The sequence below is a fragment of the Aeromonas sp. R10-2 genome, from assembly GCF_040908445.1.
GTDB classification, from domain to species: domain Bacteria; phylum Pseudomonadota; class Gammaproteobacteria; order Enterobacterales; family Aeromonadaceae; genus Aeromonas; species Aeromonas veronii.
This window is the reverse complement of record NZ_JBFODS010000086.1, coordinates 1-26192: the sequence shown is the minus strand read 5'-3', so window position 1 is coordinate 26192 and position 26192 is coordinate 1. Positions and strand designations below refer to the sequence as shown.

24 protein-coding genes, 5 tRNA genes and 1 pseudogene are annotated in these 26192 nt (G+C 60.2%); 19 read left to right on the top strand and 11 right to left on the bottom strand.

What is annotated here, in order from left to right; translation table 11 throughout:
- The first annotated feature begins 120 nt into the window (after positions 1-120).
- Together AB5Y97_RS16510 and AB5Y97_RS16505 are read left to right on the top strand one after the other, a co-directional pair.
- Positions 121-876, top strand: coding sequence for a YciK family oxidoreductase (locus AB5Y97_RS16510; protein WP_005334909.1), 756 nt, complete (start codon positions 121-123; stop codon positions 874-876).
- Positions 877-1003: 127 nt separating this feature from the next.
- Complete coding sequence (locus AB5Y97_RS16505) at positions 1004-1918, top strand: LysR family transcriptional regulator (protein WP_139410724.1); 915 nt, start codon at positions 1004-1006, stop codon at positions 1916-1918.
- Between the two features lie 14 nt (positions 1919-1932).
- Here AB5Y97_RS16505 and AB5Y97_RS16500 read toward each other — a convergent pair.
- A pseudogene (locus AB5Y97_RS16500) lies at positions 1933-3106 on the bottom strand (MFS transporter).
- A gap of 181 nt (positions 3107-3287) precedes the next feature.
- Here AB5Y97_RS16500 and AB5Y97_RS16495 point away from each other — a divergent pair.
- On the top strand, positions 3288-4433 hold the full coding sequence (locus AB5Y97_RS16495) for a MalY/PatB family protein (protein WP_201946223.1): 1146 nt from the start codon (positions 3288-3290) through the stop codon (positions 4431-4433).
- An 81-nt stretch (positions 4434-4514) separates the two neighbouring features.
- Positions 4515-5939, top strand: coding sequence for a TAXI family TRAP transporter solute-binding subunit (locus tag AB5Y97_RS16490; RefSeq protein WP_201946224.1), 1425 nt, complete (start codon positions 4515-4517; stop codon positions 5937-5939).
- 124 nt (positions 5940-6063) lie between these two features.
- Here AB5Y97_RS16490 and AB5Y97_RS16485 read toward each other — a convergent pair whose 3' ends face one another.
- Positions 6064-6978, bottom strand: coding sequence for a LysR family transcriptional regulator (locus AB5Y97_RS16485; protein WP_042658174.1), 915 nt, complete (start codon positions 6976-6978; stop codon positions 6064-6066).
- Positions 6979-7148: 170 nt separating this feature from the next.
- On the opposite strand from AB5Y97_RS16485, the gene AB5Y97_RS16480 reads away from it, so the two are divergent.
- From AB5Y97_RS16480 to AB5Y97_RS16470, 3 genes are all read left to right on the top strand, one after another.
- Complete coding sequence (locus tag AB5Y97_RS16480) at positions 7149-8405, top strand: adenylosuccinate synthetase (RefSeq protein WP_005362191.1); 1257 nt, start codon at positions 7149-7151, stop codon at positions 8403-8405.
- 196 nt (positions 8406-8601) lie between these two features.
- Positions 8602-9138 (top strand): YbhB/YbcL family Raf kinase inhibitor-like protein, encoded by a 537-nt coding sequence (locus tag AB5Y97_RS16475; RefSeq protein WP_005347798.1) that lies wholly within the window; start codon positions 8602-8604, stop codon positions 9136-9138.
- Positions 9139-9149: 11 nt separating this feature from the next.
- Positions 9150-9950 (top strand): AraC family transcriptional regulator, encoded by an 801-nt coding sequence (locus AB5Y97_RS16470; RefSeq protein ID WP_019445688.1) that lies wholly within the window; start codon positions 9150-9152, stop codon positions 9948-9950.
- A gap of 168 nt (positions 9951-10118) precedes the next feature.
- Here the strand turns inward: AB5Y97_RS16470 and AB5Y97_RS16465 are convergent, their stop codons facing one another.
- The 3 genes from AB5Y97_RS16465 to AB5Y97_RS16455 form a co-directional block, all read right to left on the bottom strand.
- Positions 10119-10670 carry a hemerythrin domain-containing protein gene (locus AB5Y97_RS16465; protein WP_005353878.1) on the bottom strand — a complete coding sequence of 184 codons (552 nt, stop codon included), beginning with the start codon at positions 10668-10670 and terminating at the stop codon, positions 10119-10121.
- A gap of 70 nt (positions 10671-10740) precedes the next feature.
- The gene (gene ung, locus AB5Y97_RS16460) at positions 10741-11418 is read right to left on the bottom strand and encodes a uracil-DNA glycosylase (protein ID WP_005353881.1); all 678 of its coding nucleotides are present in this window, start codon (positions 11416-11418) and stop codon (positions 10741-10743) included.
- Between the two features lie 69 nt (positions 11419-11487).
- Positions 11488-12228: a transporter substrate-binding domain-containing protein gene (locus tag AB5Y97_RS16455; RefSeq protein WP_201946226.1), complete on the bottom strand. Its 741-nt coding sequence runs from the start codon at positions 12226-12228 to the stop codon at positions 11488-11490.
- A gap of 368 nt (positions 12229-12596) precedes the next feature.
- Here AB5Y97_RS16455 and grcA point away from each other — a divergent pair, with 368 nt between their 5' ends.
- Positions 12597-12977, top strand: coding sequence for an autonomous glycyl radical cofactor GrcA (gene grcA, locus AB5Y97_RS16450; RefSeq protein ID WP_005334936.1), 381 nt, complete (start codon positions 12597-12599; stop codon positions 12975-12977).
- 150 nt (positions 12978-13127) lie between these two features.
- On the opposite strand, the gene kdsA is transcribed toward grcA, so the two are convergent.
- The 6 genes from kdsA to hemA form a co-directional block, all read right to left on the bottom strand.
- Positions 13128-13982, bottom strand: coding sequence for a 3-deoxy-8-phosphooctulonate synthase (gene kdsA, locus AB5Y97_RS16445; RefSeq protein ID WP_005334937.1), 855 nt, complete (start codon positions 13980-13982; stop codon positions 13128-13130).
- 97 nt (positions 13983-14079) lie between these two features.
- Positions 14080-14880 carry a SirB1 family protein gene (locus AB5Y97_RS16440; RefSeq protein ID WP_005362204.1) on the bottom strand — a complete coding sequence of 267 codons (801 nt, stop codon included), beginning with the start codon at positions 14878-14880 and terminating at the stop codon, positions 14080-14082.
- A gap of 12 nt (positions 14881-14892) precedes the next feature.
- Positions 14893-15276: a SirB2 family protein gene (locus AB5Y97_RS16435; RefSeq protein ID WP_005334939.1), complete on the bottom strand. Its 384-nt coding sequence runs from the start codon at positions 15274-15276 to the stop codon at positions 14893-14895.
- Between the two features lie 56 nt (positions 15277-15332).
- The gene (gene prmC / locus AB5Y97_RS16430; RefSeq protein WP_368158488.1) at positions 15333-16184 is read right to left on the bottom strand and encodes a peptide chain release factor N(5)-glutamine methyltransferase; all 852 of its coding nucleotides are present in this window, start codon (positions 16182-16184) and stop codon (positions 15333-15335) included.
- Positions 16185-16245: 61 nt separating this feature from the next.
- A complete protein-coding gene (gene prfA, locus AB5Y97_RS16425) occupies positions 16246-17334 on the bottom strand; it encodes a peptide chain release factor 1 (RefSeq protein WP_005353897.1) in 1089 nt (362 codons plus the stop codon).
- 51 nt (positions 17335-17385) lie between these two features.
- Entirely contained in the window at positions 17386-18645 is a 1260-nt protein-coding gene (gene hemA, locus AB5Y97_RS16420; RefSeq protein ID WP_005362209.1) for a glutamyl-tRNA reductase, read from the bottom strand.
- A gap of 126 nt (positions 18646-18771) precedes the next feature.
- Between hemA and lolB the strand changes: the two genes are divergently transcribed.
- The 11 genes from lolB (at position 18772) to AB5Y97_RS16365 (ending at position 26176) form a co-directional block, all read left to right on the top strand.
- Positions 18772-19350 carry a lipoprotein insertase outer membrane protein LolB gene (gene lolB, locus AB5Y97_RS16415; RefSeq protein ID WP_005334955.1) on the top strand — a complete coding sequence of 193 codons (579 nt, stop codon included), beginning with the start codon at positions 18772-18774 and terminating at the stop codon, positions 19348-19350.
- Entirely contained in the window at positions 19350-20198 is an 849-nt protein-coding gene (gene ispE, locus AB5Y97_RS16410) for a 4-(cytidine 5'-diphospho)-2-C-methyl-D-erythritol kinase (protein ID WP_042054540.1), read from the top strand. Before lolB ends, ispE begins: the two co-directional genes overlap by 1 nt.
- Position 20199: 1 nt before the next feature.
- A tRNA-Gln gene (locus tag AB5Y97_RS16405) sits at positions 20200-20274 on the top strand.
- Between the two features lie 195 nt (positions 20275-20469).
- Positions 20470-21417, top strand: a complete 948-nt coding sequence (locus AB5Y97_RS16400) for a ribose-phosphate pyrophosphokinase (RefSeq protein ID WP_005343846.1) — start codon at positions 20470-20472, stop codon at positions 21415-21417.
- A gap of 116 nt (positions 21418-21533) precedes the next feature.
- Complete coding sequence (locus AB5Y97_RS16395) at positions 21534-23522, top strand: bifunctional UDP-sugar hydrolase/5'-nucleotidase (protein WP_368158485.1); 1989 nt, start codon at positions 21534-21536, stop codon at positions 23520-23522.
- A gap of 218 nt (positions 23523-23740) precedes the next feature.
- The gene (gene pth, locus AB5Y97_RS16390) at positions 23741-24337 is read left to right on the top strand and encodes an aminoacyl-tRNA hydrolase (protein ID WP_058059203.1); all 597 of its coding nucleotides are present in this window, start codon (positions 23741-23743) and stop codon (positions 24335-24337) included.
- A 116-nt stretch (positions 24338-24453) separates the two neighbouring features.
- The gene (gene ychF, locus AB5Y97_RS16385; RefSeq protein WP_005334961.1) at positions 24454-25545 is read left to right on the top strand and encodes a redox-regulated ATPase YchF; all 1092 of its coding nucleotides are present in this window, start codon (positions 24454-24456) and stop codon (positions 25543-25545) included.
- Positions 25546-25779: 234 nt separating this feature from the next.
- A tRNA-Met gene (locus AB5Y97_RS16380) sits at positions 25780-25856 on the top strand.
- Positions 25857-25864: 8 nt separating this feature from the next.
- Positions 25865-25939 (top strand) — tRNA-Gln (locus tag AB5Y97_RS16375).
- Between the two features lie 46 nt (positions 25940-25985).
- Positions 25986-26060: transfer RNA gene (locus tag AB5Y97_RS16370), tRNA-Gln, on the top strand.
- Positions 26061-26101: 41 nt separating this feature from the next.
- Positions 26102-26176: transfer RNA gene (locus AB5Y97_RS16365), tRNA-Gln, on the top strand.
- The last annotated feature ends 16 nt before the right edge of the window (positions 26177-26192 follow it).

Sequence of the window (26192 nt, the reverse complement as noted above, 5' to 3'; positions counted from 1 at the left end):
CAACCTCTCTATTTTCTTCACATTTTTCTTGCCGCTGGCTGGTCAAACAGGCGCGCGGATCAGTACACTTGGCGCCGATTGCCATGCACTTATGGCCGGAATTTGTTAACAGGAGTTGTCATGCTCGATTATCAGGCACCCCGCGATCTGCTCAAGGATAAAGTCATTCTGGTCACAGGTGCCGGCGACGGGATCGGCCGCGAAGCCGCCCTCACCTACGCCGCTCACGGTGCAACCGTGATCCTGCTCGGCCGCACCAGCGCCAAACTCGAAGCCGTGTATGACCAGATTGAAGCGGCCGGTTATCCGCTGCCCGCCATCGTGCCGGTGGATCTGAAAGGGGCCACCGCCGCCCACTACCGCGGCATGGCAGAAACCTTCGCCCAGCAGTTTGGCCGCCTCGATGGCGTGCTGTTCAACGCCGGTCTGCTTGGCACCCTCTCTCCGTTTGAACACATTCAGGAGAAGGAGTGGGACGAGGTGATGCAGGTCAACGTCAAATCGGAATTCCTGCTGACCCAGGCGCTGCTACCGCTGCTGCGCCAGACTGCCAAGGCGCAGGGCGATGCATCTATCGTCTACACCTCCTCCAGCGTGGGGCGCAAGGGGCGCGCCTACTGGGGCACCTATGCCATCTCCAAATTTGCCATCGAGGGGATGATGGAAGTGCTGGCCGACGAGCTTGAGAACACAGGTGTGCGGGTCAATACCCTAAACCCGGGCGGTACCCGTACCAAGATGCGCGCCAGCGCCTTCCCGGCGGAAGATCCCATGAACCTCAAGACTCCGGCCGACCTGATGCCGCTCTACCTCTACCTGATGGGGTCGGACAGCCGCGGCAAAACCGGCCAGACCTTTGTGGCTCAGCCAAAATAAACAGGCGGCTCAGTCCAAATAAATCAATAAAATACCCAGAGTGTTGTGCGGCAGGGGTTAAATTGAATAGGGGGCACAGGCTCCCTGTTCGAACCACTGACCATCCTATCTCCAATCAGGTTGAACTATGTTTCGTCCCAAGAGCACGTTTGAGCAATGGCGGATCTTTCAGGCGGTGGTCGACTGCGGCGGCTACGCCCAGGCGGCCGAGGCGCTGAACAAGAGCCAGTCCTCCCTCAATCATGCGGTTGCAAAGTTGCAGCAGAGTCTGGGGGTGCCCTTGCTGGAGGTGCGCGGCCGCAAGGCGGTGCTGACCCCGGCGGGCGAGATCTTCCTCAAGCGGGCCCGTCAGCTGAGCCAACAGGTGGAAGAGCTGGAAAATCTGGCCAACAACCTGGAGCGGCAATGGGAGCCGCAGATCAACCTCTATGTTTCGGCGCTGCAGCCAAGGGATCGCCTCTATCGGGCCTTGGCCAGCTTCTATCCCCGCAGCCGGGGTTGCCGGGTCAACCTGCACGAACGCATTCACTGCCACTTCAACGCCCTGCAACCGGGGGACCTGATGCTCTCCGAGCACCTGCCCGGCGATCGCACCGGTCTGCTGCTGGACGAGGTGTGCCTGCTGCCCCTCTGCGCCGCCAGCCATCCGCTGGCGCAAGAGGAGGGGGCCATCCGCAGCGATGTGCTGACCGGCCACAACCAGATCAGCCTGCATCCCCCCATTCACCGCTCGGTGGACTGGAACGATGCGGATGACACCGGCTGGAAGGCGACCCACTACCACGAAGTGCTCGCCATGCTGCGCCTCGGCCTCGGCTATGCCTGGCTGCCGCGCCATCTGGTAGAGCGGGAGCTGGCGGAAGGGTCACTCATACAGCTGGATCTGGAAAGCGGCAACGAGCGCCACCTCTACACCTATCTGCTGACCCTCTCCCCCGAATCTCTCGGCCCCGCGACCGAGCTGCTGCTGCGCTGCCTGCGCAACGAATATCAGGGCGAATCAGCGCCGCTCCCGCACGCCCAGCCCCAGCACGACAAATAACAGCCAGTCCCCAGTCAGACGTTGGGCACCCGCCAGCTGGCGGCCAGTGCTACCAGTGCCAATCCCAACGCCACCATAAAGACCCCGTGGAAACTCCACACCTCCGCCACCACACCGGCGATGGCCCCCGCCATGATGGAGCCGGTGCGGATGCTGTTGGCAAACAGGGTGGTCGCTACCCCGGCCCGCCCCGGCATCAGATCCTGAAAATAAGACATGCCGATCCCCGCCACGATACCAATGAAGATGGCGTTGAACAGCTGCAAGGCGATCAGGGCGTATTGATCGGTGAGGGTCACCAGACCTGTGTAAAAGGCCGCGCCAGCGAGCACCGCCAGCAACATCATGGGGCGCTTGCCAAAACGGGCAGTGTAATAACCCGCCAGCAGCATGAAGGGGATCTCCAGCGCCGCCGCCGTGCCCATCAGGATACCGGCAAGCTTCTCATCCATCCCGAGCTCGCGGGTGATGTAGAGCGGCATATTGATGAGGTACATGCTGTTGCAGGTCCACATCAGGGTGGAGGCGATAAAGAGCGCCCGCACCGCCGGATCCCGCCAGCTGCTGACCCGCTCTGTCTCTTCAACCATCTTGGGCAAAGGGAGAGAGGGGAGCCAGCGCCACACCACCAGAGCGCAGAGCAGGTAGGCCAGTGCCGAGGCCAGGTACATCAACTCGAAACCGTAGCCGATGGCCAGCGCGAAGGCGATGGGCGGGCCTATGACCCAGGCCAGCGAAAACTGAGCCCGCATCACCGATGCTGAACATATCCGCCCGCCGGTTGCGGCTGTCGGAATACTCCCGCGCCAGCGCAAACAACTGGGGGCTGGCTGTGGCCGCCAGCGCCGCCAGCATCACCCCCAGACTCGCCAGCAGCCAGTAGTTGCGGTTCCAGGCAAACAGCAAGGAGAGCGCCACCCCGGCAAAGCAGCAGCGCAGGATCAGTCGCTTGCGATCCCCCTTGTTGTCGGAGCGGTGGCCCAGCCATTGGCTGACCAGAATGCCCACCACCGCATTGATGGTATAGAAGAGCCCGACCAGAAAGGGGCGCACCTGCACCTCTTCGGCCAGAAACAGACTTAAGGTAGGCACCTGCAGTGCCACCGCGACGCCGGTCATAAAGGTCACGGCAAGAAATGAAAGAGAGACGGGGTCCGGGCGTTTGACCGTCGCTATCGACAAGCTCATAGGGTTACCACTGGTTGGAGGGACGATACGGGCTAACGGGCGGCAGCCGTATGAAAATTCGGCGCCTATCTTATGTCACTATCAAGAGCGGGCTCAAGGATGCATAAGCAGGTGTGCGCCTTGCGAGGGAGGCCGCGACCCCGTAGAGTGAAAGCCCATCCTGCCAGCACAAGGAGTTCGCATGTTTGATTTTGATCAGGAAGTAGACCGCAGTGGCACCATGAGCCTGAAATGGGACAAGTACAAGGGTCAGGATGTGCTGCCCATGTGGGTTGCCGATACCGACTTTGTCTCCCCCCCGTCCGTGATTGAGGCGTTGACCAAACGGGTCGCCCACGGCATTTTCGGCTATTCACGCCCCTCGCCGCGCCTGATCGAACTCATTATCGAACGGATGGCGACCCGCTATGGCTGGGCCATCGAGCCCGAATGGCTGGTGTTCCTGCCCGGCGTGGTGCCGGGGCTCAACCTTGCCTGCAAGGCGTGGAGCCAGCATGGCCGCGGTATCATCACCCCCAAGCCGGTCTACTACCCCTTCCTGCAGGCACCGGGCTTCAATGATCGTCCCCTGCTCACCGTGCCGATGATTGAAGAAGCCGGTCGCTGGGTGCTGGATCTGGCAGAGCTTGAGCGTCAGGCCCCCGCCGCAGATCTGCTGCTGCTCTGCAACCCCCACAACCCGGGCGGCACCATCTTCACCCGTGACGAACTGCTGGCCATCGATGCCATCGCTGCGCGCCACAATCTGGTGATCTGCTCCGATGAAATCCACTGCGATCTGCTGCTGGATAAGAATGCCCGCCACATTCCCTACGGCGCCATCAGTGCACAAGCAGCCGAGCGCTGCGCGGTGATGATGGCCCCGAGCAAGACCTTCAATATCGCCGGTCTCTGCTGCTCCTTCGCCATTATCCCCAACCCCCGTCTGCGCTTCAGGCTGCAACAGGCGATGCGCGGCATCAGCGCCGACGTCAACCTGCTGGGCTTTATCGCCGCCGAAGCGGCCTATGAGGGGGGCGAACAGTGGCTGACCGAGCAGCTCGACTATCTGGCGGCCAATCTGGCGCTGATCCAGCAGGCGGTGGCCCGCTGGCCCGGCGTCAAGCTGGCCAGTCATCAGGCGACGTATCTGGCCTGGATTGATGTGAGCGCCCTTGGCCTTGCCGATCCCATCGCCTTCTTCGAGCAGGCAGGGGTTGGTCTCTCCCCCGGCGCCCAGTTTGGCGACGGCCAGTTCGTGCGGCTCAACTTCGGCTGCACCAGGGCACGACTGACCGACGCGCTGGCGCGGATGGAGCGGGCAATCCTCAACCACAGCAAGCCCTGATCAGCCAGCAACGGGATGGGCAAGCCCCATCCCTTTTTCACTGTGTCATCAGCCAGCGGTCAACTCAGTCAACGGTCAATTATGTCTCTACGGATCTTGCATCACCTTCTGCTTCCCCTCTGTGCACTCTCTGCGCTGCTCCCCTTTGGCAGCCAGGCGCTGACTATCGGAACGGGCCCGCTCAATGGGGTCTACTACCCGACCGGTGGCGCCATCTGCCGGGTGCTCAATGCCGGCCATGCCCTGCATGGGGACAGCTGCACCGTGCAGAGCACCCGTGGCTCGATGGCCAACCTCAAGGCACTCGACAAGGGGGACGTACAGCTGGCGCTGGTGCAATCCGATGTGTTGCACCACGCCCTGCACGGCACCGGCCCCTTCAGCGGGCAGGGGGCCAACAATGAGCTGCGCAGCCTGTTTCGCCTCTATCAGGAGTCGCTGACCCTGCTGGCCGCCCCCAATAGCGGCATCACCACCCTGGCAGATATCGAAGGGAAACGGGTCTATCCGGGCAACAACGGCGCCGGTGAGCAGATCACCAGCCAGGCCCTGATGGCAGCCATGGGATGGCAACCCGGGCAGTTTGCTGCCTATCAACTCAAGTCGGACAGCGAACCGCTGGAAGGGCTGTGCGATGGCTCGCTGGATGCCGCGTTTGTGGTGGCCGGTAACCCCAGTCTGGCGGTCGGCGACCTGATCAGCCGCTGCAAGGTGCGCCTCATCCCCATCGAAGGGGAGCAGATCGACAGGCTGCTCAAGCAACACCCCTACTACCAGCGCAGCCGCATCGCCGCCAACCTCTATCCGGGGCAGACCACCGCCATCAACAGCATCGGGATGAGTGCTGAACTGGTGGCGCTGGCCAGCCTGCCGGACCCCATCGTCCGAACCGTGCGCGATACCCTGCTGGCCCGGGTCAAACAGTTCAGTCGGCTGCATCCCGCCCTGAGCAAGGTGACCCCCGAGCAGTTGCAGGCGCAAACCGAGCTGCCCCTCCATGCGGGGATGTCGGATCAACCGCCAGCCCCCTTGTCACTGACCCCCGAGCAGTTAACCGCGGAACAGCTGACGCCGGAGCCGTTAACACCAGCGCCATCGGCCTCGGAGGCGGTGCCCACGACAGAGCAGGTGAGCGCCGCCAACGGGATGACAGCCACCCTTGAAGCACCTTCTGACGCGACCGCCACCAGCAGTGCCGCAGTGACGACAGAAGCCACAGAGGTTAATCCCTTACCCGAAGAGGCGCTTGAGGTCGCCTCCGAGCTCACTGCTACGCCGACCACCGAGGGTGGGAGCGTGGCCCCCTCTGCCGCAGCGTCAACGGTTCCACCACCATCGGCTGCCGTTTCGACTCAGTGGCCGCAAAGCGCCTCTGCGGCCACTGCGCCGCAAGAGCAGGCAACCCAGCCTGCCAGCAGCGCGGTTGCTGACGAAACCCCACCGCAGGATAAGGCCGACATGTCACCCTCCCCTGCCACCAGCGCAGCCACACCGCAGCAACCCTGAGTGGTCAGCGCCCACAAATGCATCAGGGCAGCTTCGGCTGCCCTGATTGTTTACGCGCGTTCGATAGTGACGCAATTGATGGCGGCGCAGTCACCCCGATAGGCCTGCTCACCTTGCCGTACCACTACGGCTCAATCACCCGGGTCAGATAGGGATTGGGCTTCTGGATCTCCTCCTCCACCCAGTGCAGCAACTGCTTGATGGCCCGCGACAACACCTGATTCTGGCGCACCACGTAGCCCAGACTGGTACCGGGAAAGTCGCCGAGGCTGGTGACCGGCGCGGTGAGGTTGAGGCGCGGATGCAGGGAGAAGTCCGGCACGATGGCGACACCAAAGCCCGCCTCGGCCCAATCGAGCTGGGCATCTACGCTGCCCACCTCCATGATGCGGCAAGGGGGGAGCGCCAGCAGCGGCAGGGACGGGTCGATCAGCGCCCGGGTGCGGGTGTCGTGACCGAGCAGGATCAGGGTCGGCTCGTCGAGGGGATCGCTCTCTCCCGCCACCGCCCGCGCCTGCCAGCGGGCAAGGCCGTGGCCCAGCGCGCACCAGGTTACCTGTTGCAGCTCGGTATAGAAGAGCGGTTCGCTGCGCTTTTGCGCCATGACAAAACCCAGATCCGCCTTGCCCGCCTTGACCAGCTCGGCGGCCTGATCCGAAGTGGTGTTGAACAGAGTGAGGTCGATGCCGGGGAACTCCCGCTTGAAGCGCTGGAACGGCTGGATCAGCAGCAGGCGGGAGATGATGTCGCTGGCGGCGATGGCTAGCGTCCCCTGACTGAGCTGGTTGAGGGCATTGAGATCGGACTGGCAGAGCTGCAACTCGGCGATGGTGCGCTCGGCGCTTTGCAGCAGCCGCTCCCCCGCCTGCGTCAGGCGAAACGGACTGCGCTCGATCAGCCGCACCCGGGTCGCCTGCTCCAGCCGTTTGATATGCAGGCTGACATTGGGCTGAGTCATGTGCAGTTCGGTGGCGGTCTGACCAAAATGTTGCAATCGGGCCAGAGTGACAAAGGTTTGCAGCCAGTGAATATCCAGCATAAGAGTCCCTCAACCCGCGATGTGCGGGGCTTGCCAGGCAAAATCGAGCAGTTTGCCGCTTAATTGGCCATAATTATATGGTTCTCTTATCGGAATTATAAAGATAATTAATTTTTCTAATCCGCATCAGGCTCCTAGGATGGACGCCTAACGTCTTAGGAGAAAGAGTCATGTCGTCTATCGTAGTCGTAGGTGCTAACTGGGGTGATGAAGGCAAAGGCCGCATCGTGGATTATCTGGCAGGTCAAGCTGGCGCCAGCATTCGCTTCCAGGGCGGCAACAACGCTGGCCACACCGTGGTCAACGACCTTGGCACCTTCAAGCTGCACCAGGTTCCGAGTGGCGTATTCAACCCGGATTGCCTGGTTGTCCTCGGCCCGGGCATGGTGATCAGCCCCGAGAAACTGACCGTCGAGCTCGAGGAAGTCAAAGCCTCCGGCGTGACTCCGAAGCTGGCCATCTCTGACCGCGCAACCCTCTGCCTGCCGCTGCACGCACTGGAAGATACCCTGGAAGAGCAACGTCTGGGTGACGGCGCCTATGGCTCCACCCGTCAGGGCATCGCCCCTGCCTACGGCGATCGCGTCATGAAAAAAGCGATCCTGGTCGGTTGGCTGAAACAGCCGGACGTACTGGTCGAGCGCATCCAGTTCATGCTGGACTGGAAACTGCCGCAGATGAAGGCTATCTACCCCTCCTTCGAATTCACCCAGACTGCCCAGGAGATGGCTGACTGGCTGCTGGAAGTCTCTGCACCGTGGATCGACGCCGTGTGCAACGTCAGCATGCCGCTCAAAGCGCTGCAGGCTGAAGGCAAGACCCTGCTGTTCGAAGCCCAGCTGGGCGCTGGCCGTGACCTGATCTACGGCGAATACCCCTGGGTCACCTCCTCCCACGTATCTGGCGCCTACGCCGGTATCGGTGGCGGTCTGCCAGGTCTGCGCCCGGAGCGCGTCATCGCTGTAGCCAAGGCATTCAGCTCCTCTGTCGGTACCGGCACCCTGCTGACCGCCATGGAGAACCAGGACGAGTTCCGCAAGATCACCAATGAGTTCGGCGCTACCACTGGCCGTCCCCGTGATGTCGGTTACTTCGACGCCGTCGCTACCAAGAACGGTGTCGAGCTGCAAGCCGCCACCGAAGTGGCTCTGACCAAGCTGGACTGCCTGACCGGTCTGCCGGATCTGAAGATCTGCGTGGCCTACGAAGGTGCCCACACCGAGAACCCGATTTGGCCGCAAACTGCAGCCCTGAAGCCGGTTTACGAGCAGATGGAAAGCTGGAGCGAAGACATCACCGGCTGCCGCACCTTCGAAGAGCTGCCCAAAGCGGCCCAGCAGTACGTGCTGCGTATCGAAGAGCTGCTCGGCGTACCGGTTCCGATGGTCTCCGTCGGCCCGGGCCGTGACGAGATGATCCTGCGCTAAGCCGCACCTCTCATCTTCAAACAAAAAACCGGCATCCCTGATGCCGGTTTTTTTATGGCTGCCGTTTACCCTCTTGCCATAAAACCACCAAAAGGCTCAATTAACTCACCAATCGACCTCAAATTGAGTCGTTCTGCAACAAAATCCTGTCCCACCCTCGCTAAAGTGAACCCGTTACCACACGAGGAGTCACCCGATGAAATTGCTCAAACAGAGTGCCCTGTTGCCACTGCTCTGCCTGACGGCCATGCCAGCCTTTGCCATGACCCTGAAGAGCACGGACATTCACGAAGGCCAGTTGATGGACAAACAGTTCAGCTTCAACGGCTTTGGCTGCAGCGGCGACAACCACTCGCCCCAACTTAGCTGGCAGGATCTGCCGGCAGGCACCAAGAGTGTTGCCATCACCGCCTATGACCCCGATGCCCCTACCGGCAGCGGTTGGTGGCACTGGCTGGTGGTTAACCTGCCTGCCACCCAGAGCGAGCTGGCCAGCAATGCCTCCGGCAAGCTCAAGCAGGGATTGGAGATCCGCACCGACTTTGGCAACCAGGGTTACGGCGGCCCCTGCCCGCCCGCAGGTCACGGCATGCACCGCTATCAGTTCACCGCCTGGGCCCTGCCCCATGATCTCGAGGTGAAGGCTGATACCCCGCCCGCTATGGTAGGCTACATGCTCAATAGCATGGCGCTCGGCAAGGCCACCCTGACCGCCACCTTCGTCACTCCCTAGGAGCCAACCGGATGAGCACTCCCCTGCTGCAACAGAGCCACTATCTCGGGATCCGCCAGCAGCCCCTGCATCGGGTGCTCATCTATGCCCCGACCCTTATCTGGGTCACCCAGGGGAGCAAGCAACTATGGTGGCGCGAGCGACGTCTGTCGTTTGACAGGGAGCGATGGCTGCTGATCCCGGCAGGCCACCAGCTCACCTTCGTCAATCAGCCGGAGCAGGGCAAGTTTCGCTCCCACGCCATCACGCTGCTGACCCCACCACCGCCGGAGTGGCTGGCCGAGTCAGCCCCTTCCCACGCCGATCTGGAGGAACCCGCCGTCAAGGTCACCCCCGGGCTCGCCTTCTGCTTTGAACTCATCAGCACCATGGCCGAACGGGGACTGAGCGAAGCAACACAGGCCGAACTGCTGCGCGGCTTCTATGCCGAACTGCGGGCCGCCAACGCCCTCGGATTGCTCTTTCCCGCCAGCACCATGACCCTCGCAGAGCGGTTGGCACGCTACCTGGCGGTGGAACCCGGCATCGACCACACCCTGGAGGCGGTGGCCCCCCACTTCTCCATGAGCCGCGCCTCCATGGTGCGCAAGCTGGCCGCCGAAGGTCGCAGCTTTCGCCAGTTGCTGGCTCAGGTACGCATGAGCCACGCCCTCAACCTGTTGCAACAGGGCCTAACCCCGCTGGAGGTCGCCCTCGCCTGCGGTTATGACTCCCCCAGCCGTTTTGCCGCCCGCTTCAAACAGGAGTTCGGCCTGACGCCCCACCAATACCTGCACACCTGCCCATCCACCCTGCTCAGTCACGCCAGATAGTCGATAAGTAACTTTTCCGAAGAGAGTTGCTGCCAGCAGTTGTATATCCTTGGGCTGCGCAATGGATGGCAACATCCATCATGCAAAAGACCTCCATCCGGAGGCCTTTCTATTTTCACTCAAGTTGCACTCACACAATACCTGCCACGCTGCGGGTACGGGCTCGTCTTAGCCGGTCGTGAGCGGCAGAGAGAGGCGTTTGGCCAGTGCCTGGAAGTGCTGGCTCACCTCAGCCCCGAACAGGGGGTCGCCAATGGCGCGATTCTGCCAGTTTTGCTCCAGATGACGCCAGTCATCCTCGGTCAGGGAGTCACGCAGATGGGGGAAGATCACCCCCTCTTCATAGTTCATGTGTGCCTCTTGCAGCTCCACGAAGCGCTCCAGCTTGGTAGTGAACTGATCGAGGGGGATCACCGCATCCATCAGGATCATCTCCACCATCTCCTTGAGATCGGCCCCGGCCTCCAGCAGCTTGACGTGCTCCTCCTGCAGGCGGTTGGCGACCTCTCCCTCCACCACCCGATATTTCAGGTAGTAGTCATAGATGAGATCTTCCTTAGGATGGTGGTACTTGTCAGAGACCTCCCGCAGGTAGTCGATGACATCGCGCACCAGAAAATAGCTGATGGGCTCTTCGGCACGGATGGCTGCCAGCTTGTGCTTGAGCAGCTCCAAAAGTCGGGCGATGTTGAGATGATCCTTGTGCAGACTGGATAACATGGGCACTCCTTGGCTCTGAATTAATCTTATGTCCCTGAGTATACGGTCATTTGTCGCCCGAACTTTGCACTCAATCAAGTGGGATGCAGACAGATTTCCACTCTATCGGACTCTTGCCCTGTTGTTCCAGCAAGCGATTGGTCTCGCTAAAGTGACCGCAACCGATGAAACCGCGGTGGGCAGAGAGGGGGCTCGGGTGCGGCGCGGTCAGCACATAGTGGCGCTGGCGGTCGATGAAACGTCCCTTCTTCTGGGCGTGGGCGCCCCACAGCAGGAACACCACCCCCTGACAGCTGGCATTGATCTGCTCGATGACCCGATCGGTAAAGGTCTCCCATCCCAGATGGGCGTGGGAATGGGCCTGACCGGCCTGCACCGTCAGCACAGTGTTGAGCAGCAAGACACCTTGTTTGGCCCAGGATTCGAGAAAGCCGTGATTGGGTGTGACGAAACCTGGCAGGTCACGCTGCATCTCTTTATAGATGTTGACCAGTGAGGGGGGCGTACGCACGCCGGGCAGAACGGAGAAGCAGAGACCGTGCGCCTGATTGGGGCCGTGGTAGGGGTCCTGGCCCAGGATCACCACCTTGACCTGATCCAGCTCGGTCAGCTTGAAGGCATTGAACACATCGGTAGCTGGCGGGTAGATCACCTTGCCCGCTTCCCGCTCGGCTCTGACAGTTGCCAGCGTACTCTTGAAATAGTCCTGCTCTTTCTCAGAGCCAATCACATCACTCCAGGTCAGCACCCCGGCCTCCTCACTTGATACGGCGAAGGGCTCAGGATAGGGGGCCAGCCCGCAAGACGCAACCGTGGCTCACGCTTTCCAGAGCCTGGCTAGGCGCCCCGAGCGCTCCAGCTTGCGCAGGCCGGTATTGAACAGCAGCATCAGACGGCGCGCCTCGGGATCGGCCTTGCGCATCAGCAGGTATCCCGGTTGCAACCAGATGGGGTCGGCGGCACCGGTCAGTGACAGCGATTGGGGATGACGAACGAGCGCCTGCTGGAACAGAGTCTGTGCCACCTGCTCATCCATCACCAGATAGTGGATCTGCCCGTCAAGCAGCTTGCCCATGCTCTCCTCATCGGAATCTGACCACTCGAGGGTGAGCCCGGCTTGGCGAGCGGCAAAACCATCGCCATAGAAATAGCCACGGGTCACTCCGACCGGCTCGTGTTTCAGCTCACCCAGATTGATCGCGGGCGTACCGGTCAGCGTCATCAGGCGAGTGGTGAAATGGCCGAGCGAGGCGGAGAGATAGAAAAGCTGCTCCCGCTCGCGGGAGCGAAACCAGGGCATGGTGACCACATAGCGTCCCTCCAGAGTCAGTCGGTAAGCCTCGGCCCAGGAATAGAAGTGAAAGCTGACATCGAGCCCCTCTTCGGCAAAGGCCTGGCGCACCACCTCACAGAGAAAGCCCTGATTGGGCAGCGCCTCACTGATATAAGGTGGCCACTCGCCCACAGCAATTCGCACCGTCTCGGCCCGTACCGCAACACTGCTTGCCCAGCAACAGAACAGGGCCAGCCATGCCCACTTTCGCAACCCATTATTCACCCGGCACTCTCCTCGCTTTTTTTGCTGAGTGTAGCCAACCCCTCAATTAACCTCAGAAAAAGCCGAAAAGATGTAGTTAAATTACTAGATTAACGAGACAAAAGATGCATAATTTGGATATCTTACAAAATCAGAAAAATGACCTATTTTTGATTCAACTCAAGAATTTAATCCCATTGAAATGGCGCTTTGTCGGATTTTCTTGATCTAGATCAATTTTGGTAATATTACCACCGTGGTATATATGACCCCATCAAAGAAAAGGTGTAAGGCAAGGGCCCTTTAAGTCATCGCCATCGACGGTAGCTTAAATACATCAGGGTAATTTCCTTACAGTTGGATTCGCGTTCCCATTGAGGAGTCATACCATGATCAAAGGCATTCAAATCACCCAGGCCGCCAACACCGCTCTGCTGAACTCTTTCTGGCTGCTGGACGAAGAGAAGCAACAAGCTCGCTGCATCTGCGTCAAAGGCGATGCTTTCGCTGCCGATCAAGAAGTGCAACTGGCTGACCTGGGTCAGTTCGAATACCGCGAACTGCCGGTTCAGGCTGAGCCTGCTGTTGAAGGTGGCCAGCACCTGAACGTCAACGTGCTGCGTCGCGAAACTCTGGAAGATGCTATCGAAAACCCGGAGAAGTACCCGCAGCTGACCATCCGTGTATCTGGCTACGCAGTGCGTTTCAACGCCCTGACCCCGGAACAGCAGCGTGACGTGGTTACCCGTACTTTCACCCAGAGCCTGTAATCAGCGCCCTGCAGTGAAGAGCTGATACTCGCTGTATCGGCACAAAAAAACGGCCAATCGGCCGTTTTTTTATGCGTGCTTGTCACCGCATCCTTATCAAAAAATGCCCCGCATTGCGGGGCATTTTCATCAGGCATGACAGCGTCGGGATCAGGCCGAGGTATCGAGAGGTTCGAAGCCCTTGATCAGGTCATCAATGGCCTTCATCTGTTTGAGGAAGCCTTCCAGCTTCTCCAGCGGCAGGGCACTCGGGCCATCGCAGCGAGCAATTTTCGGATCCGGGTGGGATTCGATAAAGAGACCGGCCAGACCGACCGCCATTCCGGCACGTGCCAGCTCGGTCACCTGTTCGCGACGGCCACCGGAGGCGGCACCCAGCGGATCACGGCACTGCAGGGAGTGGGTCACGTCAAAGATCACCGGATAGCCACCGGTGCTCTTCTTCATCACGCCCAGACCCAGCATGTCCACCACCAGGTTGTCGTAGCCGAAGTTGGCACCGCGCTCGCACAGGATCAGCTGGTCGTTGCCGCACTCCTCGAACTTGTCGGTAATGTTCTTCATCTGGCTTGGGCTCAGGAACTGCGGCTTCTTGATGTTGATGACGTTGCCGGTGCGGGCCATGGCTTCCACCAGATCGGTCTGGCGTGCCAGGAAAGCGGGCAGCTGGATAACGTCAACCACCTCGGCGACCGGCTTGGCCTGATGGGGTTCGTGCAGATCGGAGATGACCGGCATGCCGAAGGTCGCTTTCAGCTCCTGGAAAATCTTCATCCCCTCTTCCAGACCCGGACCGCGGTAGGAGTGGATGGAAGAGCGGTTGGCCTTGTCCCAGCTCGCCTTGAAGACAAACGGGATGCCCAGCTTGCTGGTCACTTCCACGTACTTCTCGCACACCGCCATCGCCATGTCGCGGGATTCCAGCACGTTCATGCCGCCAAACAGCACGAACGGTTTGTCGTTGGCTACGTCGATCTGGTTGATCTTGATATTCTTCTGTTCCATCTAAGACTTCCTTAATGAAGGGGCCTGAAGCCAAGTTACTCCGTTGCAGCCGAGCGCTGCGGCCTTGATATTCTTCTGTTTAAGTTTCAAGCCGCCCTTAATGGAGGGGCTTGGGGCTCAGATCCAGCGCGGCCAGCTGTACTTTCAGCACGTCGGCGACCGGATCGTCCGGGCATTGTTCAATAAAATATTCAAAATCGTCGGCGGCCTGGCGCGGGCAATCGAGCTGCTCGTAGATAAAGCCGCGATCCCGCGTCTCCAGCGGATCGCCGGGCTTCATCCGCAGCAACAACTCGCTGCAACGCAGTGCCTCGGGCATGCGGTCTTCCCGCAGCAAGGCCCCCTTGCTGACATTGAGCAGCCGTTCGATGATCTCCCACTGGCCGGAGGGCTGCAGGTAGTCGGGGGTCAGGGTCGCCAAGTCCCCCAACGCACCGCGCAGCAGCAGCTCGATGCGGGCCAGACTCAGCTCGTCGCCGGTAAAGGGGTCGACATAGACCTCCCCCTCGCCACCGGCAAAGCTCACCAGGAAGTGGCCGGGGAAGCAGATCCCCTCCACATCGAGCCCAAGCTTGCGCCCCAGCTGGATGATGAGAATGCCGAGGCTGACCGGGATCCCCTTGCGCTGCACCAGCACCTGATTGAGGTCACAGTTGTTGGCAGAGAAATAGTCCTGCCAGTCGCCATGAAAACCGAGGCTGTGGTAGAAGCCCTGCAGCAACTGCTGGCGCACCTCGTCGCAGGTGCCCTCTTCGATCTGCTCATCCAGCCACTCGTCCAGCAGGTTCAACTCGCGGATCCCCTCCTCGACCGAGCCATAAATTTCGTCACTGACTGACAACGCCAGCTCGGTGATGTCGTGGGCTTCGAAATCGGTCCATTCGTCTATGTGTAACATTCTCTTCATGCCTTAGCCGAACACACTCGTCTGTTTGAGCACTGCCAACTTGGCAATAAAGTAGATCCAGCCGAGCGCCCCCAGAAAGGAGCACCAGCGCACCAGATTGCTTTTGGCCAACCGCAGCGCCATCGCCGCCAGAAATACCAGCACCAGAATGGCCATCAGCTTCTCGCTGAGCCAGGGCGTTCCGTTATTGAGCGGGTTGAGATCCAGCACCATACAGAGCAATACGCCGGAGAGCACCACCAGACCGTTGAGCCAACCGCTGACCTTCATCACCGGCGCGCTATAGGCTCGGCCAGTGGCGGTCTGTACCCAGTAGAAGCGGAGCATAAACATCAGCACGGCCCCGGCTATCAGGGTGAGGTGCAGGTGTTTGAGCACAAAAACCATATTCAATCCTTGCATGGGGGCGCACAGGCAACCCGCCGTGTAACAGTAAGGGGCTGTCAGCGCAGCGGGCAGAGGCCCAGCGTCACCCTGTCGTTATCCCCGTAATCGCGCACCGTGGCTACCTCGCGGTAACCGCCATCGCGCAGCAACTGACGCACCGCCTCCCCCTGACCCCAGCCATGCTCCAGCAGCAACCAGCCATCGGTCAGCAGATAAGCGGGAGCATGGGCCACGATATGGCGGATATCAGCCAGCCCGGCGTCATCGGCAACCAGCGCTGAACGGGGTTCAAAGCGCACGTCACCCTGCTCGAGATGGGGATCGGCGCCATCAATATAGGGGGGATTGGAGACAATCACCGCAAATCGTGGCGTTTCGTCGTGATCCGGCTCGCCAAGGGGCTCGAACCAGCTGCCATCGCGCACCTCGATGGGTAACCCCAGTGCGGCGCTGTTCTCGCGGGCCAGCGCCGCGGCATCCGCCATCCGATCCACCGCCCACACATCGACCTCGGGCCGCTCGGACTTGAGCGCCAGCGCGATGGCGCCGGTGCCGGTGCCGAGATCCAGCACGGCGCAAGGACCTTGCGGGATTCTGGTCAGCGCCTGCTCGACCAGCACCTCGGTATCGGGGCGCGGGATCAGGGTCGCCGGGCTCACCTTGAGGGGCAGCGACCAGAACTCCCGCTCGCCCACCAGATGGGCGATAGGTTCGCCGTTGAGACGACGAGCCAGCCACCCCTGCAGGGTGGCCTGCTGGGCGGCATCCAGCTCATGTTCGGGCCAGGTCATCAGATAGCTGCGACGACACCCGAACAGATGACAGAGCAGTACATCGGCATCGGCGCGGGGGGACTCCCCCTCAGCCAACACAGTCATGATATGGGCGCGGGCCTGCTGGATCTGCATCAGTGCCACTCCACCTTATGGGCAGAACACTTAATGCGAGCTTGCCGGATCACCATTTGCATTAGTTGTTCTCGGCCAGCGAGGCGAGCTGATCGGCCTGATACTCCTGCACCAGCGGGGTGATGACGCAGTCCAGATCCCCTTCCAGAATTTCGGAGAGGCGATAGAGGGTCAGGTTGATGCGGTGCTCGGAGAGGCGGCCCTGCGGGTAGTTGTAGGTACGGATGCGCTCGGAGCGATCACCGGAGCCCACCAGATTGCGGCGGGTGCTCTGCTCGGCGGCGCGGTGGCGCTCATCCTCGGCCGCTTGCAGGCGGGCGGAGAGCACCGACATCGCCTTGGCGCGGTTCTTGTGCTGGGAGCGCTCGTCCTGGCACTCCACCACCAGACCGGTCGGCAGGTGGGTGATGCGGATGGCCGAGTCGGTCTTGTTGACGTGCTGACCGCCGGCACCGGAGGCGCGGAAGGTGTCGATCTTCAGATCGGAAGGGTTGATCTCGATCTGCTCGGCTTCCGGCACTTCCGGCAACACGGCGACGGTACAGGCGGAGGTGTGCACCCGCCCCTGAGATTCGGTCTCCGGCACCCGCTGTACCCGGTGACCACCGGATTCAAACTTGAGACGGCCATAGACGCGCTCGCCGTCGATCTTGGCGATCACCTCCTTGTAGCCACCGTATTCACCATCGTTGCAGCTGACGATGGAGACGCGCCAGCCCTGACGCTCGGCAAACCGTGAATACATGCGGAACAGGTCACCGGCAAAGATGGCCGCTTCGTCGCCACCGGCACCAGCGCGGATCTCCAGATAGCAATTGTTGTCATCCTTGGGATCCTTGGGCAGCAACATCAGTTGCAGCTCCTGCTCCAGCGCCTCCAGATTGGCCTTGGCCAGCGGCAGCTCCTCCTGCGCCATCTCGCGCAAGTCGGCATCATCCTCCTCCAGCATCATCTGGGTGGTCTCAAGATCATCCTGAGCCTGACGGTAACGCTGGAAGGCGTGAACGATATCTTCCAGCTGGGCATATTCGCGGGTCAGGGCGCGGTAGCGATCCTGATCCGAGACCACATCCGGCTCGCCGAGCATGGCCTGTACTTCTTCGTGGCGCTCGATGAGGCCTTCCAGCTTTCTGATCAGTGACGGATTCATAACTCTTGCATTCTCAATGGAGGACGGGACAACCGGCAGGTTGCCCGAAAATTATGGCTCTTGTGACAACCCCAGCGCCTGCCGCAAGCGGGAGAGCTCGCTCTGATCCCCCTGGGAGGCAGCCTGGCGCAACGCCTGGGTCGGCGCGTGGATCAATTTGTTGGTGAGGCGATGGGCCATCGCCTTGAGCGCCTGTTCGGCACTCTCGCCCTGCGCCAATGCCAGCAGGGCCCGTTGCAACTCTTCATCAGCCACTTGCTGGGACTGATGGCGGTAATCGCGAATGAGATCGACCGAGCTCTGGCCGCGATACCAGCCCATAAACTCGTCGCGCTCTTCCTGCACGATCACCTCGGCCTGTGCGGCGGCCCGCTTACGGGTTTCGAGGTTCTGCTCGATGATCCCCTGCAAATCATCCACCGTGTAGAGATAGGCATCGGAGAGCTCATCGACTTCGGCTTCGATGTCGCGCGGCACGGCAATATCCACCAGAAACATGGGTTTGAAACGGCGGGCCTTTAGCGCGCGCTCCACCATCCCCTTGCCGATGATGGGCAGGGGGCTGGCGGTCGAGCTGATGACAATATCCGCTTCGTGCAGATAGTCGGGGATCTCTTCGAGCGTCATCACCTGGGCACCGAATTCGGCCGCCAGGGTCTGGGCACGCTGCAGGGTGCGGTTAGCCACCATCATCTTGGTGACGTTCTGCTCGCGCAGATGACGGGCCACCAGTTCGATGGTCTCCCCCGCCCCGACCAGCAATACCTTGGTCTGGGAGAGATCGGAGAAGATCCGCCGGCCCAGGCTGACGGCGGCAAAGGCCACCGACACGGCACTGGCGCCAATCTCGGTATCGGTACGCACTCTTTTCGCCACCGAGAAGGATTTCTGGAACAGCCGCTCCAGCGCCCCCTTCACCGACTCCGCCTGCTGGGCATGAGCGTAGGATTGCTTGATCTGCCCCAGGATCTGCGGCTCCCCCAACACCAGCGAGTCGAGCCCGCACGCCACCCGCATCAGGTGGCGCACCGCCTCTTCATCGTGATGCTGATAGATGGCAGTGACCAGTTCGGCCGCGTCCAGCCCGTGGAACTGTTGCAGCCAGCGCAGCACTTGCTCCTGCCGCTCCTCCTCCAGATTGCAATAGAGTTCGGTCCGGTTGCAGGTGGAGACGATCACCGCCTCGCTGACACCGGGTTGGCTCACCAGCTCACGCAAGGCGCGATCGATGCAGTCCGGGCCAAAGGCGACCCGTTCCCGCAAGGCGACACTGGCGGTGTTGTGGTTGATTCCGAGGGCAAGCAAACTCATGAGTGGGCGACGATCATTTCATACGCTGGGTGCAAAGGCTGCCAATTGTACGAGAAAGGGTAAGTCTTTAAAAGCAATACGGCCGCCCCGTATACTGTGGCAAATTCCTCTCTCTGGAGCCGTCTCTTGCTGCTACGTATTTTTACCCTCACCTGCCTGCTGTTGCTGGCCGGTTGTGCCACCACCCAGCCCCAGCGTGACCAGGTGAACTGGAACCAGGAGCGGGCCCGTCTCGAGCAGCTGACCCACTGGCAGCTCTCTGGCAAGATGGCCATCATCACGCCACAGCAAAAGGGCAGCGCCCGTCTCAACTGGCAGCAGGATGGGGAGGATTATCGCCTCAACCTCACCAGCCTGATCGGCACCAGCATTCTGGAGCTCTCCCGCAGCAAGGGGGAGATCACCCTGCTCGACAGCGACGGCAATCGCCACCAGAGCCAGGATGCCGAAGCACTCATCTATCAACTGACCGGCTGGAATATTCCGGTTGCTGGATTGCCAGAGTGGATCAAGGGGCTGCCGGGTCAGGCGGAGTTTGAACTCAACCCCGACAGCAGTCTGGCCAGCGTGCGCGACGGCCAGTGGCAGATCGTCTATGGCGATTATCGGGATCAGGATGGCTACCGCCTGCCACACCAGCTGACCATGACCGGCCAGAACAGCCGCCTCAAGCTTCAGATCAACCAATGGACTCTTGCACGTTAATGGCTTCCACACGCTGGCCGGCACCGGCCAAACTCAACCTGTTTTTACACGTCAATGGCCGTCGTCCCGATGGTTATCACGAGCTGCAGACCCTGTTTATCTTCCTCAACCACAGCGACTGGCTCGAGTTTGAGGTGATACCGAATAGCGACACACTCACCCTGAGCCCGGCCATTCCCGGGGTGCCGGATGAGCAGAATCTGATTATTCGGGCGGCACGCCTGCTGCAAGCAACCCTGCCGAGCCCGCAAGGTGCCCATATCCGGCTGGAAAAAGTGCTGCCCATGGGGGGCGGTATTGGCGGCGGTTCATCCGATGCAGCGACCACGCTGGTGGCGCTTAACCACCTCTGGCAAGCGGGTTTGAGCGAAGATGAACTGGCAGCACTTGGCGTCCAGCTGGGGGCCGATGTACCGGTGTTTGTCCGTGGCAAGGCGGCCTTTGCCGAAGGGGTGGGCGAGCGGCTGCAACCGGTCGAACTACCCGATGCCTGGTATCTGGTGCTCAAGCCCGATTGCCATGTAGCGACCGCGGCCGTATTCCAGGATCCGGACCTGCCGAGAGCCACGCCGAAAATGGCGCTGGACAACCTGCTGGAAGGCGAGTGGAAAAACGATTGCGAATCACTGGTGAAAAAGCGCCACCCCGAGGTTGCCAATGCGCTCGGCTGGTTGCTAGAATACGCGCCGTCAAGAATGACGGGCACAGGAGCCTGCGTCTTTGCTCAATTTGAAGACGAAGTAACTGCTCGGGAAGTGTTGGCCTGCGTGCCGAAGGGACTTGATGGGTTTGTCGCCAAGGGCGAGAACATATCACCTCTCTTCTCCACATTGCAACAGTTCAAATGATTGGGGTATCGCCAAGCGGTAAGGCAGCGGGTTTTGATCTCGCCATTCCTAGGTTCGAATCCTAGTACCCCAGCCAATTTTACCGAACGGTATTGATGATGATTAACGTGGCCGGTTTTGCACTCGGCCACGGATTCGGGTTACCGGTATCATCACATTCATTGGGCAGCAGACACCTTGTACGTTATCTTGATAAATCGTTTGCCCAAAAACGATAGGGTCTGATTTCAGACTCCCCCACATACTGGATGCAACCCCGAGGTTTCAAACCGTGCCTGACATGAAGCTGTTTGCTGGTAACGCAACGCCGGAACTAGCCCAGAAGATCGCAGATCGCCTGTTTATCAAACTCGGCAATGCTGCCGTAGGTCGCTTTAGCGACGGCGAGATCAGCGTACAGATCAATGAGAATGTACGTGGTGGCGATATCTTCATCATTCAATCCACCTGTGCCCCGACCAACGACAATTTGATGGAATTGATCGTCATGGTGGATGCTCTGCGTCGTGCTTCAGCTGGCCGTATCACTGCCGTTATCCCCTACTTTGGTTATGCCCGTCAGGACCGCCGCGTCCGCTCCGCCCGTGTCCCCATCACCGCCAAGGTTGTCGCTGACTTCCTCTCCAGCGTCGGTGTGGATCGCGTGCTGACCGTTGACCTGCATGCCGAGCAAATTCAAGGTTTCTTCGACGTTCCGGTAGACAACGTGTTCGGTAGCCCGGTGCTGCTGGAAGACATGAAGTCCAAGAACCTCGAGTCTCCTGTCGTTGTCTCCCCGGACATCGGTGGCGTCGTGCGTGCCCGCGCCATCGCCAAGCTGCTGGATGATACCGACATCGCCATCATCGACAAGCGCCGTCCCCGCCCGAACGTCTCCCAGGTCATGCACCTGATCGGTGACGTTGCAGGCCGCGACTGCATCATCGTTGATGACATGATCGACACAGGCGGCACCCTGTGCAAAGCCGCAGAGGCCCTGAAAGAGCGCGGTGCCAAGCGTGTATTCGCTTACGCCACTCACCCGGTCTTCTCCGGTTCTGCCGTCGAGAACATCAAGAACTCCGTGATCGATGAACTGATCATTACCGACTCCATCCCGCTCACTGCGGAGATGAAAGCGGTAGGCAAGGTCAAGCAGCTGACGCTGTCAACTGTACTGGCCGAAGCCATTCGTCGCATCAGCAACGAAGAGTCCATCTCTGCCATGTTTGAGCATTGATAGATTCAGCAATAACGAAAACCGCCATCAGGCGGTTTTCGTCTTTCTGGACCTTCTCTTTCCAACTTTCTGCTATCTGGTACGACCCTGCCCCCGGCAGGCTTAAGGATTTACCCATGAATTGCTTGCGTCCCCTCCTGCTCGCGACCCTCACCTGTGCCCTGTTCGCCTGTCAGCCCGCCAAAGAGAACCCGCCCTTCGTGCTAACTCTGGCTCACATGAACGACACCCACTCCCAGTTTGATCCGGTCAATGCCGAGATCAAAGGGCAGATCTTTGCCCAGCAGGGGGAGACGGACACCCTCTATACCCGCTTTGGCGGTTACCCGCGCCTGCTGACCATGGCGAAAGCCTATCAGGCCGAGGCGCTGGCCAAGAACCAGCCCTTGCTGCTGCTGCACGGTGGCGATGCCTGGCAGGGCAGCGGCTACTTCAAACTCAACGAGGGGATGGCCAACGCCGAGTTGCTGAGCCAGTTCGGCCTCGATGCCATGGCGCTGGGCAACCACGAGTTCGATCTGGATAACCAGAAGCTGGCCCGCTTCATCGAGGGGGTCAACTTCCCAGTGCTGGCCGCCAACCTCGACACCAAGGCCGATCCGGCCCTCAGCAAGGCTGACAACCTCAAGCCCTTCGTGGTCTACGCCTTTGACGGCAACCAGAAGAGCCCGGTCACCGATCTCGACAACCTGCCACAAGGCAAACAGCTGGTCGCCGTCATCGGTCTGGTACTGGAAGACATGGGCAATATCGCCCCCAACGTCGGCAAGCTGCGCTTTGGCAAGGAGGTCGCCTCGGCTCAGGCCACGGTCGACATGCTGCAAGCCAAGGGGATCCATCAGATCGTGGCGCTCACCCACATCGGCAACGAGCGGGATCTGGCACTGGCGGCCAAGGTAAACGGCCTCGATGCCATCGTCGGCGGCCACTCCCACAGCCTGCTCGGCGATTTTCGCAATATCGGCTGGGGCAAGACCGGCGATTACGCCAAGCTGGTGACCAATCCGGATGGCATCGGCAAAACCTGCGTGGTGCAGGCGGGCTCCTACGCCCAGGCCATCGGTCTGGCGCAGGTGACCTTTGACAGCCACGGTCAGGTGACCGACTGCCAGGGCCACAACAGCCTGCTGGCCAGCCGCGACTTCTTCGCCGATGCGGCGCGCAAGCAGGCGCTCGACGATGCCCGCAGCAAAGAGGCGAGCCAGTTTGTCGACAACCAGCCCAATCTGGTGACCGTGGACGAAGATCCGCGCCTGCGCGGCATCATCGACAGCCACTACAAACCGGCGCTGGAGAAAGCCTACGGCCCGGTGATCGGCACCATCCCCGAGCAGCTGCAAAATGCCCGTCGTCCCGGCGACAACGGCAGCGACAGCCACGGCTCAGATGTCGCGCCGCTGGTTGCCGAAGGGGAGTTCTACTGGGCCAATACCCCAGCAGTGCAAGCCCTGACCGGCGGCCCGGTCGATTTTTCTCTGGTTGCGGTGGGGGGCGTGCGCGCCGACCTGCCTGCTGGCGAATGGCGCGAGGGGGATAGTGCCCTCACCCTGCTGCCGTTCAAGAACCAGCTCTCGGTGCTGACCCTGACTGGCGCCGAGGTGCGTGCCCTCTTGACCGAGACCATCACCGCCACCCTGCCCGCCAGCGCCCATGCCGGCAAGTTCCCCTATGGCGGACACCTGCGTTACACCTTCCAGGAGACCGACGCAGGCAAAGCGGGCACCCTGACCCAATTGCAGCGCAAGACCGCAAGCGGCGAGTGGCAGGATCTGGTTGATAGCCAGCGCTATCGGGTAGTGATGAACGCCTACAGCGCCAACGGCAACGATGGCTGGCAAGCACTGGCCAATGCCCAGCGTCAGAAGAGCGAGCGGGTCGATATCGCCAGCGTCAATGGCAAGCTGACCGCCTTCCCGGTGCTGAAGGTGGCACAAAACGGCGAGCTGCTGAGCGCCGTCTATGCCCCGGGCCAGGCCCTCGATTGCAAAGCCAGCGGCGTGGATTGCGGCACCGATGCAGCCTCTTTCGTGGAGTATGTGCGCGATGCCCGCCCCTCCCTGACCGCGCTGGATGAAGAGACCGTTACCCTGCTGCGCGCCAAATAACGACGATAGTCAACCGGGCACAATCCATCGGTAAACTGAAACGGGCCTCTTGCAAGAGGCCCGTTTGCCCACAGTTAGCCACCCATTGGCCGCAATAATGCTGCAAATCCCGCCATAACATGCGCATTGGTTGAGTGATCGCCACTCGGCGGCTAGAATATTGCGTCCTATTGCCCTGGGTAGTGTGCCCACGGCAGCTGCGAGTGAAGACATCAAGCGTGACAAGCGAAATCAAACTGATCGTCGGACTGGGCAACCCCGGCCCGGAATATGCCAAGACCCGCCACAATGCGGGCGCCTGGTATGTGGAGCAACTGGCCCGCTGGCACAATGTCAGCCTGCGTGAAGAACCCAAGTTCTTCGGTCATACTGCCCGCATCCTGGTCGAGGGACAGGATGTACGGCTGCTCATCCCGAACACCTATATGAACCTCTCCGGCAAGGCGGTGGCCGCACTGGCGCGTTTTTATCAGATTGAGCCGGAAGCGATTCTGGTGGCCCATGACGAACTGGATCTGCCGCCTGGCATCGCCAAGTTCAAGCAGGGTGGTGGTCACGGTGGTCATAACGGCCTCAAGGACATCATCGCCAAGATGGGCAACAACAATAACTTCTTCCGGCTGCGGCTCGGGATCGGCCATCCCGGCAGCAAAGAGCAGGTGGCTGGCTTCGTCCTGACCAAGGCCCCCAGCAGTGAACAGAACCTGATCGACGCCGCGCTGGACGAGTCCCTGCGCGCCACCGATATCCTGTTCAAACAAGATATGACCAAGGCCATGAATCGCTTGCACAGCTTCAAGGCTGAAAAGGGTTAGGTCGGTTTGACCCTGTACGGGCATTGTGCCGGTACATGAGCAACGACCAGAACAAGCATGACATGGGCCGCCTGCGGGCGACCCCCAACAGCATCCATCAAGTAAGGTAACAATCCATGGGTTTTAAATGCGGTATCGTGGGCCTGCCCAATGTAGGCAAATCCACCCTGTTCAACGCGCTGACCAAGGCCGGTATCGAAGCCGCCAACTTCCCGTTCTGCACCATCGAGCCGAACACAGGTGTGGTGCCGATGCCGGATCCCCGCCTCGATCAGTTGGCGGCCATCATCAATCCGCAGCGCGTTGTGCCGACCACCATGGAATTCGTCGACATCGCCGGCCTGGTTGCCGGTGCCTCCAAGGGTGAAGGTCTGGGTAACCAGTTCCTGGCCAACATCCGTGAAACCGAAGCGATCGGCCACGTTGTGCGCTGCTTCGATGACGAGAACATCATTCACGTTGCCGGCAAGGTCTCTCCCGCTGACGATATCGAAGTGATCAACACCGAGCTGGCCCTGTCGGACCTGGACGCCTGCGAGCGCGCCATTCACCGTCAGTCCAAGCGTGCCAAAGGCGGCGACAAGGATGCCAAGCTGGAAGTCGAAACCCTGGAGAAGATCAAGGTCGCGCTGGAAAACGGCCAGATGATCCGCGGCATGAAGCTGGATAAAGAAGAGCTGGCCGCCGTGAGCCACCTCAACTTCCTGACCCTGAAACCCACCATGTATATCGCCAACGTGGCGGAAGATGGCTTCGAGAACAACCCCTATCTGGACAAGGTGCGTGAAATCGCCGCCGCCGAGAACGCGGTCGTGGTCGTGGTCTGCTGCGCCATCGAAGCCGACATCGCCGAACTGGACGATGAAGATCGCGCCGAGTTCATGGCTGACCTTGGCATCGAAGAGCCGGGCCTGAACCGCGTTATCCGCTCCGGCTACCAGCTGCTCAACCTGCAGACCTACTTCACCGCCGGTGTGAAAGAGGTACGCGCCTGGACTATTCCGGTCGGTGCCACTGCCCCGCAAGCGGCTGGCAAGATCCACACTGACTTTGAAAAAGGCTTTATTCGCGCCCAAACCATCGCCTTTGAAGACTTTATCAACTACAAGGGTGAGCAAGGCGCCAAGGAAGCGGGCAAAATGCGCGCTGAAGGGAAAGATTACATCGTCAAAGATGGCGATATCATGAATTTCCTGTTCAACGTCTAATCCCATGACAGGCCAGCATTTGCTGGCCTGTTTTTTATCTGCCATTGCCCGGGCAATCATGGCAATGTCGTAAAAAAAAGCAGATTGTTGGGCTTTTGCGCAACAGAGACCAATAACTGGTCAAACGCACTCAAATTGCGTTTTTCTGGCAAAAAAAGGGTTGACGCCCCAGAGCCAGATACGCATAATTCGGCCCGCACGGTGACGAGGTAACGACTCACCGGAAGCAAGGTTGGCTATGTAGCTCAGTTGGTTAGAGCATCGCACTCATAATGCGGGGGTCACAGGTTCGAATCCCGTCATAGCCACCATCTCTAGTTGGGGTATCGCCAAGCGGTAAGGCAGCGGGTTTTGATCTCGCCATCCCTAGGTTCGAATCCTAGTACCCCAGCCATTTTTAAAAGTTCTTTGCCAGTCTCGCGACTGTTGAGGAACGCTGTTGGGGTATCGCCAAGCGGTAAGGCAGCGGGTTTTGATCTCGCCATCCCTAGGTTCGAATCCTAGTACCCCAGCCATTTTTGAAAGATGTTTGATAGTTTCTGTCAGGCATCACTGTTGGGGTATCGCCAAGCGGTAAGGCAGCGGGTTTTGATCTCGCCATCCCTAGGTTCGAATCCTAGTACCCCAGCCATTTTTCTGTTCTCTTC